A 6,136-nucleotide genomic window follows, 5' to 3' on the forward strand; every position below is an offset into this window, starting at 1 on the left:
GCACCCGTGCGATCCCCCGCCACCGGCGAGGAGATCGGCCAGGTCGACGTCGACCACGGCGGTCGCGGCGCGCGGCAGCGGCCACCCGCCGCCGCCCAGGCCGCCACCGCCGGCCCCGATACCGCCGGCCGCCACCGCCGTACCCGCTGCCGAGGCCACCCGGCGAGGCGCCGGCCAGGCCACTGCTGTAGTCCTCGTCGCCACCCGGGTAGCCGGTGGACGGCGGATTGAACGGGTCGTTCCCGGTCGGCGAGCCGCCGGGACCACCGGTCGTCGGCGGGGAGAACGGGCCCACGCTGGACGTGGGGCCGCCGCCGGTGTCGCCGATGCCGGGCGGCCGGCTGCCGATGTCCGGACTGCCGCCGACACCGACGTTGCCGTTGCCGCCGATGTCACCGGTGCCGGGGCGGCCCGTCGGCGGCACCCGGTCGTCGGGTCGGTAGGTGTCCGTGTTGCCCCCCGGGTCCTGCACGACCAGCTTCGGACGCTCGGTGTACACCGCCTTGGGCAGCGGCGACATCGCCGTGTTGGCGGCCTGCTGGTTGTCCCGGTACCAGTTGTCCAGGTGGGACTTGGTGTCCCACCAGCCGCCCCGCTTCTGGTCACCGGCCTGACCGTCGACCTTCATGGTCGCCTCCAGGTCGTCGGCCTTGTCGCGGAACGCGCCGTCGGCGTACGACGCCGGTTTGCTCTGGTAGTCCTGCCGGAGCGCGGCCAGGAACCCCGACGTGCTCTCGCCGTCGCGGGAGTCGTCGAGCTCGGTGCCGTTGGGCAGGCTCCACTCGTTCCAGCCGAAGTCGTCCATCAGCGGGATCGGGATCGTGGAGACCGCCTTGCGGATGTCCCCCTCGATCCGCGTCAACGCGCCGCTGACGTTGCTCGCGTCGGTGATCAGCTCCTCGATCTGCTTGCCGATCTCGCCGAGGTGCTCGCGGTACGCGTCACCGCCGCTGCCCTTCCAACCGGCGAGCATGGCCGGCAGCCCGCCGACGTGCGGGCGCTCCTGGCCGGTCGCGATCGGACCGACGAACGACCGGCCGACCAGCGCGTCGCGCAGATAGCCCAGACCGGTGGAGAGGTTGTTCCAGCCCACCCCTACCGAACCGACCGTGTCCGGGTCCGCGGAGAGCGTCACCTCGCGGACGCACCGCTCCCAGGTTCCTCCAGCCATGTCGTCCCCCTCAGGCCGTGTACGGGTAGGTGGGTGCGCCGCTGGCCGTGGGCGGCGGCGCCGCCGAGTCCAGGAGGCGTTCGATCTCCTTGCCGTTGGCGGCGTTGCGGGCCTCCGTGTCGCGGAACGCCTTGGCGATGTCCTCGGTGCCCTTCTTCAGCGCGGCGAGCTTCTGCGACAGCGTCGTCAGGTGCGCCTCCATGTTGGCAGTGGACTTCGTCAGCGCCTGCCACTGCATGCGGGCGTCCTCGAAGGCACCGAAGGGGGTGCCGTTCGGAACGGTCTGGGCGTTGTTGCTGTCGCCCTTCATCCGCTCCTTGACGCGCTCCATCTCGTAGCTGATGGTGTCGTCGACGTACTGCTTCAGACGCTCGATGTAGGTGGCCGCCGCGTCCAGGTCCTCGACGCTGACGTGCAGATCGCCGGTGTTCGGCGGCGGAATGTCCCCCATGCGATTCCTCCCCGTTCCCGACCCACCGGGCCGGTCCATGTCAGACGCAGCGTATCGAGTGCGGCCACGTCGGGGCAGCCCCAGCCGTCGCTGATCGTAACCACCACTGTCGATGTCAGCGACGCAGTTGCGGGACGAGCAGCGCGATACCGATCCCCACCAGGGCCAACGGAGCCAGCAGGACGGCCACGCCACTCCAGGCCGCCTCGTCCCGCATCACCTGGACGACCTGCAGGACCACCAGACCCACGAGGATCACGGCGATCACCGAGAGCATCACCACCAGCACACGGGCCTTGTCGGGGCTCATCGTCCGTCCCTCCCATGGGGCACCAGCGACATCGGATCGGCGAGGAAGGTGTCGACGTCGACACCTCCCAGCCGCAGGCCGGACATGATCTCCGCCCGACGCTCGTCGGCGAGCGCCTCGGCGGCGCGGACAGCCTCCACGACCGCTTCGCCGAGCGTGATGTTGTCCACCGTACGGGGGGCCCGCGCGGCGACGGAGACGTCCAGCAGCTCCTTCGCGCCGGACACGGTGGCGGTGACCATGCCGTCCGCGGCGGTACCGACGAACTCCTCCCGGGCCAGCTGCCCGGTCTCGCTGGTGGCCGTCTCCAGCAGCGCGGTCACCTCCGTGACCAACTGTGCGATGTCGACCCTCCTCATCGGAGCCCCCTCGTCGCGTCGCGCCACACGGTCAGCGGATCCCGCGCGCCGGCGTCCCAGTCGACCGGATCCGTCACGACGTCGTCGAGACCGGCCCGGATGGTCTGCGCCATGGAGAGCCGGGCCGCGGTCACCGCCTGGCGGCAGTGCGGGCCCAGGAGGTTGGCGGGCAGGTCCCGCACGGCCCGCGCGCTGATCCGTACGTCGGTCACCTCGCCCGCCCCGTCGACGACGGCGACGATAGTCCCTGTCTCGTCGGTCCCCTCGTACGTCCGGTCGCGGGTCTCGGCGACCATCGCGACGAGGTCCCGGGTGGCCTCCTCGGCGCGACGCAGGGCGGGTTCGTACGCCTCGGTGCGGGTCACCTCCCGGACGGAGTCGACGGCCCTGCGGTAGGCATCACTCATCACTGCTCCGTTCGTTGGACTCAGTTGCCCGGTACCACGATCTCCTTGTTCCAGCTCTCCGGGTCGCTGACGATCTCCCGGTAGCGGTCCCCGATCCGGGCACTCTCGGCGTCGACCTTGTCCCCGGTCAGCTCGAACCCCCGCTTGAGCTGGGCCACGGCCGTGCCGATCGCGCTGTTCGCGCCCCGCATGGCCTGCATGAGCCCGACGATGGCGGTGATGATGGCGGTCACGAACGCGGCCCAACTGCCGATGACCGCCCACTTGAAGGCGGGGCCGGCCGGGCCTGCGGTGTTGGCGGCGATGCAGCCGACGATCGCGAGGCCGGTGCCCACCGACCAGGCCCAGAAGAGCGTCTCGAGCCCGTCGGCGACGGTGTTGCACCCCGACGACGTCGTGATGGCCAGTTCCTTGAGCGCGTCCAGCGGCTCGACCACCTTGGTGGTCAGGAAGTTCTTGAAGACCTCGGCGCCGCCGCCCTTCCACAGCCCGTCGACCTCGCCGTGGAGTCGGGACAGCCGGCCGGCCAGGGCGGAGAACTCCTCGGCGAGGCCGGTCCACTTGTCGTCGGCCTCCTGGAACGGCGCCCAGCTACGGATGTTCATGACGGCGACCGGGCTGACGAAGGCCATCGCCAGGGCCCCCGCGCCGGACGGCTCGGCGGCCACGGCGAGCGTCCCGCCCAGGCCGATGATGACCGCCTCCAGGCCGATCGTGCTGGCCGTGTCGGCGCCGGACACCACGTTGTCCGTCACAGCTCACCCCCGTGTGCCGTTGAAGAAGAACCGGGCCTCTGCTCAGTCCAGAGCGGTATCGAACGACTGGCCGTGCCGCTGCTCCATCGTCTGGTAGTGCTGGACGACCCGGCCGAGCCCCTGCGCGACCTCGCCGAGCGCGGCGGCGAGCGCCGACACGGCCTGCGTGGTCGTCTCGTGCATCTCGTCGTACGCGGCGGAGAACCCCGCGTCGAACGCCGGCGCGGCCCCGGAGGGCAGCCGCAGGTATTCGATTGTGGGGAGCACACCAGACCGCAGCGACTCCGCCGTCCCCGACATCTCCGAGGCGAGTTCGCCGAGCTTGCCGGTGTTCATGGAGAATTCGGACACCATGCCTCCCGCGCCAACGCCGGTCACCCACCGGGCCTGGACCCGGTGGGTGACGTGTCGGATATGGAGGGTAGCGGCTCAGCGCACCCGGCGCTGCCCTGCGAGGGCGGTCAGGCGGGGTTGCCGGCCACCGGCACCTTCATGCCGTTGCCGCCCAGCGGAGTGAGCGGGAGCAGCTTGCGGCCGGTCGGGCCGATCTGGATCTCGGTGTCCATCGAGGGGCAGACGCCGCAGTCGAAGCAGGGCGTCCACCGGCAGTCGTCCTGCTCGAACTCGCTTAGCGAATCCTGCCAGTCCTGCCAGAGCCAGTCCTTGTCCAGGCCCGAGTCGAGGTGGTCCCAGGGCAGGACCTCCAACTCGTCGCGCTGGCGGGTGGTGTACCAGTCGAGGTCCACCCCGAACGTCGGCAGCGTCTCGGCCGCCGCGTCCACCCAGCGCTGGTACGAGAAGTGCTCGCTCCAGCCGTCGAACCGGCCGCCGTTCTCCCACACCTTGCGGATCACCGAGCCGACCCGGCGGTCGCCCCGGGAGAGCAGCCCTTCGATAAGCGACGGCTCGCCGTCGTGGTAGCGGTAACCGATGGCCCGGCCCAGCGAGCGGTCCGAGTTGATCGCCTGCTTGAGGATCTTGAGCCGGTGGTCGATGACCTCCGGACGCTCCATCGGCGCCCACTGGAACGGGGTGTGCGGCTTCGGCACGAACCCGCCGATGGAGACGGTGCAGCGGATGTCCTTGGAGCCGGTTGCGGCCCGACCCGCCTTGATCACCTCGTGGGCCATGTCGGCGATCTCGAGGACGTCCTCGTCGGTCTCGGTGGGCAGGCCGCACATGAAGTACAGCTTCACCTGCCGCCAGCCGTTGCTGTACGCCGTGACGACGGTGCGAATGAGGTCTTCCTTCGACACCATCTTGTTGATGACCTTGCGGATCCGCTCCGACCCGCCCTCCGGGGCGAAGGTCAGGCCGGTACGCCGCCCGTTGCGGGACAGCTCCTGGGCGAGGTCGATGTTGAAGGCGTCCACCCGGGTCGACGGCAGCGACAGCGAGACGTTCGTGCCCTCGTACTGCTGGGCCAGGCCCGAGCACATGTCACCGATCTCGGAGTGGTCCGCCGAGGAGAGCGACAGCAGGCCCACCTCGGAGAAGCCGGAGAACTCCAGCCCCTCGCGCACCATCTGCCCGACGGTGGTGATCGACCGCTCCCGCACCGGCCGGGTGATCATGCCGGCCTGGCAGAACCGGCAACCCCGGGTGCAGCCCCGGAAGATCTCCACCGCGTACCGCTCGTGCACCGTCTCGGCCAGCGGCACGAGGGGCTTCTTCGGGTACGGCCAGGCGTCCAGGTCCATCGTCGTGCGCTTGTGCACCCGGAACGGCACGTCCGCCCGGTTCGGCACGACCCGCTGGATGCGCCCGTCGGGGAGGTAGTCGACGTCGTAGAAGCGCGGCACGTACACGCTCTCGGTGCGGGCCAGCCGCAGCAGCAGCTCGTCGCGGCCTCCGGGGCAGCCCTCGACCTTCCAGTCCCGGACGATCGCGGTGATCTCCAGGACCGCCTCCTCGCCGTCACCGAGCACGGCGGCGTCGATGAAGTCGGCGATCGGCTCCGGGTTGAACGCGGCGTGCCCACCGGCCACGATCACCGGGTCGGCGTCGGTGCGGTCGACGGCCAGCATCGGGATGCCGGCCAGGTCGATCGCGGTGAGCATGTTCGTGTAACCCAGCTCGGTGGAGAACGAGATGCCGAACACGTCGAACTCGCGGACCGACCGGTGCGCGTCGACGGTGAACTGCGGCACGCCGTGCGTGCGCATCAGGCTCTCCAGGTCCGGCCAGACCGCGTACGTCCGCTCGGCGAGGGTGTCGGGCAGCTCGTTGAGCACCTCGTAGAGGATCTGCACGCCCTGGTTGGGCAGGCCCACCTCGTACGCGTCGGGATACATCAGCGCCCAGCGCACGGTCGCGGCGTCCCAGTCCTTGACCACCGCGCCCAACTCGCCGCCGACGTACTGGATGGGCTTGGAAACCTGAGGGAGCAGCGGCTCCAGCCGGGGCCAGACGGAATTGGTCGCGGCCGCGCGCGGCGTCGTGGACGGGGCACTCATGATGCCCAAGGGTACGCGCTCGTCCGGCGGTGACCGCGCGCACGCCCGATCGCGGTGGTGGCGGCGCGGTACTAACCTCGGACCGGCGCGAGAGGAGATTGCCGCGATGCCGGAGCCCCAGCCGGGAGCACGGCCGGCCGACGGGAGCACCCCGGGCGCGGAGCCGGAGCGGGACCCGGCGGTCGCCGACGAGCCGACCTCCCCACCCGTACCTCTTATACACATCT

The 6,136-nt window shown here is 70.7% G+C and carries 8 protein-coding genes; all 8 read right to left on the reverse strand.

Annotation, left to right across the window (positions count from 1 at the left end):
• On the reverse strand, positions 1-1,171 hold a 1,171-nt coding region (locus FHG89_RS00840), incomplete at its 3' end, for a hypothetical protein (protein ID WP_244295072.1).
• 10 nt (positions 1,172-1,181) lie between these two features.
• Positions 1,182-1,622, reverse strand: a complete 441-nt coding sequence (locus FHG89_RS00845; RefSeq protein WP_139581982.1) for a hypothetical protein — start codon at positions 1,620-1,622, stop codon at positions 1,182-1,184.
• A 115-nt stretch (positions 1,623-1,737) separates the two neighbouring features.
• Complete coding sequence (locus FHG89_RS32695; RefSeq protein ID WP_167517316.1) at positions 1,738-1,932, reverse strand: hypothetical protein; 195 nt, start codon at positions 1,930-1,932, stop codon at positions 1,738-1,740.
• The gene (locus FHG89_RS00855; protein ID WP_139581984.1) at positions 1,929-2,291 is read right to left on the reverse strand and encodes a YbaB/EbfC family nucleoid-associated protein; all 363 of its coding nucleotides are present in this window, start codon (positions 2,289-2,291) and stop codon (positions 1,929-1,931) included. The genes FHG89_RS32695 and FHG89_RS00855 overlap by 4 nt, the downstream gene beginning before the upstream one ends.
• Positions 2,288-2,698 (reverse strand): YbaB/EbfC family nucleoid-associated protein, encoded by a 411-nt coding sequence (locus FHG89_RS00860; RefSeq protein ID WP_139581985.1) that lies wholly within the window; start codon positions 2,696-2,698, stop codon positions 2,288-2,290. Before FHG89_RS00860 ends, FHG89_RS00855 begins: the two co-directional genes overlap by 4 nt.
• Positions 2,699-2,718: 20 nt before the next feature.
• Positions 2,719-3,453: a hypothetical protein gene (locus FHG89_RS00865; RefSeq protein ID WP_139581986.1), complete on the reverse strand. Its 735-nt coding sequence runs from the start codon at positions 3,451-3,453 to the stop codon at positions 2,719-2,721.
• 42 nt (positions 3,454-3,495) lie between these two features.
• Positions 3,496-3,804 carry a type VII secretion target gene (locus tag FHG89_RS00870; protein ID WP_167517317.1) on the reverse strand — a complete coding sequence of 103 codons (309 nt, stop codon included), beginning with the start codon at positions 3,802-3,804 and terminating at the stop codon, positions 3,496-3,498.
• A gap of 110 nt (positions 3,805-3,914) precedes the next feature.
• Positions 3,915-5,909, reverse strand: coding sequence for a TIGR03960 family B12-binding radical SAM protein (locus tag FHG89_RS00875; protein ID WP_139581988.1), 1,995 nt, complete (start codon positions 5,907-5,909; stop codon positions 3,915-3,917).
• Positions 5,910-6,136: the final 227 nt, after the last annotated feature.

Origin of the sequence: Micromonospora orduensis, assembly GCF_006228125.1 — a bacterium.
In the GTDB taxonomy this organism is placed as follows: domain Bacteria; phylum Actinomycetota; class Actinomycetes; order Mycobacteriales; family Micromonosporaceae; genus Micromonospora; species Micromonospora orduensis.

Excerpts from the sequence above, each read along its gene's own strand:
- FHG89_RS32695 (WP_167517316.1), bottom strand. The coding sequence starts at position 1,932 with ATGAGCCCCGACAAGGCCCGTGTGCTGGTGGTGATGCTCTCGGTGATC.
- FHG89_RS00860 (WP_139581985.1), bottom strand. The coding sequence starts at position 2,698 with ATGAGTGATGCCTACCGCAGGGCCGTCGACTCCGTCCGGGAGGTGACC.
- FHG89_RS00875 (WP_139581988.1), bottom strand. The coding sequence starts at position 5,909 with ATGAGTGCCCCGTCCACGACGCCGCGCGCGGCCGCGACCAATTCCGTC.
- FHG89_RS00845 (WP_139581982.1), bottom strand. The coding sequence starts at position 1,622 with ATGGGGGACATTCCGCCGCCGAACACCGGCGATCTGCACGTCAGCGTC.
- FHG89_RS00855 (WP_139581984.1), bottom strand. The coding sequence starts at position 2,291 with ATGAGGAGGGTCGACATCGCACAGTTGGTCACGGAGGTGACCGCGCTG.